Origin of the sequence: Shewanella sp. 11B5, from assembly GCF_002836795.1 — a bacterium.
Lineage (GTDB): Bacteria > Pseudomonadota > Gammaproteobacteria > Enterobacterales > Shewanellaceae > Shewanella > Shewanella frigidimarina.
The window spans coordinates 1-2,349 of sequence record NZ_PJAP01001085.1 but is presented as its reverse complement, the minus strand read 5'-3'; the positions used below and the strand labels follow the sequence as shown (position 1 = coordinate 2,349).

Genomic DNA, 2,349 nt, shown 5'->3' with positions numbered 1-2,349 from the left:
GCTGCATTTACGTGACGAAGAAACTGAATTTGCTGACGATTACCGTTTACGCTCAATTATCACTAAGTATTCTGATCATATCTCTGTTCCAGTACAAATGTGGAATGAAGGTACACCTGAGTCAGACGGCCCTGATGGCGAGAAAGTCGCGGCAACGGAAGGTGAGTGGAAAGTGATGAACAAAGCGACAGCGCTTTGGACTCGTAATAAGTCAGACATCACTGAAGAAGAATACCAAGAGTTTTACAAGCACATTTCTCACGATTACAGCGACGCTTTAAAATGGTCTCACAATCGTGTTGAAGGTAAACAAGAATACACCAGTTTACTGTACATCCCAGCCAAAGCACCTTGGGATATGTGGAACCGCGACCATAAGCATGGCTTGAAACTGTTTGTTCAACGTGTATTTATTATGGATGAAGCGGAACAGTTTTTACCAACATACTTGCGCTTTGTACGTGGATTAATCGATTCAAATGATTTGCCATTAAACGTATCTCGCGAAATCTTACAAGATAACCAAGTAACAACAGCAATGCGCGTGGGCATCACCAAGCGTGTATTAGGTATGCTGGAAAAGCTGGCTAAAGATGAGCCAGAACAGTATCAATCTTTCTGGGCTGAATTTGGTCAAGTATTAAAAGAAGGCCCTGCAGAAGACTTTGCTAACAAAGAACGCATTGCAGGCTTATTGCGTTTTGCTTCTACTCATGACAACGCTGCCGCAACAACAGTGTCATTAGAGGCCTATATTGAGCGCATGAAAGCGGGTCAAGACAAGATTTATTATATCGTTGCTGACAGTCATGAAGCTGCTGCTAATAGTCCTCATCTTGAGTTACTGCGTAAAAAAGGCATCGAAGTATTGTTATTGTCTGAGCGTATCGATGAGTGGTTGGTTAATCACTTAACTGAGTTCAAAGACAAGAAGCTACATTCAGTGACACGTGGTGATTTAGAGTTAGGTGAACTTGAAGATGCTGCTGATAAAGAAGCTCATGACAAAGTTGCTGAAGAGTCTAAAGGTTTAATTGAGCGTGTTAAAGCTGCGTTAGCAGACAGCGTTTCTGAGGTTCGTGTTACTTCACGTCTAACTGACACGCCAGCGTGTGTGGTCGCGGGTGAAGGTGAAATGTCGACGCAGATGATTAAACTGATGCAAGCTGCTGGTCAGCCTGTGCCAGAGTCTAAGCCAACATTTGAGATTAACCCAACGCATCCTTTGGTTGAGCATTTGAATAACGAAACTGACGAGCAATTGTTTGCTGATTGGGCTAACTTGTTATTACAACAGGCCTTGCTATCCGAGAAAGGCAGTTTGGCAGACCCTTCAGCGTTTATTAAACTCACCAATCAGATGTTATTGGCGAGTGTAAAGTAAACTCGATTTAAGCAGTAAAAGCGGACAATAAGTCCGCTTTTGTTTTTGTCATTCTGCGGAGGCAATATGGACTACCTCATTAATCTTACTAAAGACAATATTCAACAAGTTGTTGATACCTCAATGCAAAAAATGGTGGTATTAGCATTTTGGGCGCAACAGCAGCCCGAAAGTGTACAAATGTTGCAGACGCTGGAACATCTTGCCAATAGCCAAGGTGGGCGATTTATTCTCGCTAAAGTGGATTGTGAAACCGAGTTAGAAATTGCTAACTACTTCCAAATTCAGAATGTACCGACCACATTAATTTTAGATAAAGGCAGACCCATTGATGGTTTTGCTGGGGCGCAAAGCCAGGAACAGATTAGTGATTTGCTCGACAAACACTTACCACCGATGTGGATACAAGAGTTTGATGACGTTAAGCAATTATTAGCCCAAGGCGAGTTATCGTCAGAAGACTTAACTCGCATTGCTGAACAGTTAAAAACAATTTATATCGATGCACAACAAGCACCTGAAGTCGCACTGGTGATGACAGATGTAGCATTACAGCAAGGTTTACTGGCGGAAGCAAAAGGGTTACTTGCCCGTATAGGTTTAGCGGATCAAGACAGTTACTATCATAATTTAGTGGCTAAATTAGCGTTAGCGGAAGATGCGGCTGATACTCCAGAAATTCGTCAACTGCAACAAAATCTCGCAGAGCAGCCAGATAATGTAGACGCTGTTATCATCTTGGCCAAAGCATTAAATGCAGCTCAACGTAATGAAGAAGCCCTTGAATTATTGTTTGTTATTTTACAAAAAGATATGAACGCTGCTGATGGGAAAATCAAACAAGTCTTCATGGAAATCTTAACCGCGATAGGTCAGGGCAATGCGTTAGCCAAGCAATATCGCCGTAAATTGTATACCTTGTTGTATTAAACAAATTGAAGCCTTTTTGTTACAAGCCTTATTAG

Annotated in this window: 2 protein-coding genes; both read left to right on the top strand. The window is 42.0% G+C overall.

All coding sequences use genetic code 11. The annotated features are described in order from the left end of the window. A partial coding sequence (gene htpG / locus CXF78_RS20580; protein ID WP_102037805.1) for a molecular chaperone HtpG occupies positions 1-1,384 on the top strand: 1,384 nt, incomplete at its 5' end. A gap of 66 nt (positions 1,385-1,450) precedes the next feature. Further along, on the top strand, positions 1,451-2,314 hold the full coding sequence (locus CXF78_RS20575; RefSeq protein ID WP_102037804.1) for a tetratricopeptide repeat protein: 864 nt from the start codon (positions 1,451-1,453) through the stop codon (positions 2,312-2,314). Positions 2,315-2,349 lie beyond the last annotated feature (35 nt).

What these genes read in the sequence shown, in the direction of transcription:
- CXF78_RS20575 (WP_102037804.1), top strand. Translation starts at nt 1,451, where the DNA reads ATGGACTACCTCATTAATCTTACTAAAGACAATATTCAACAAGTTGTT.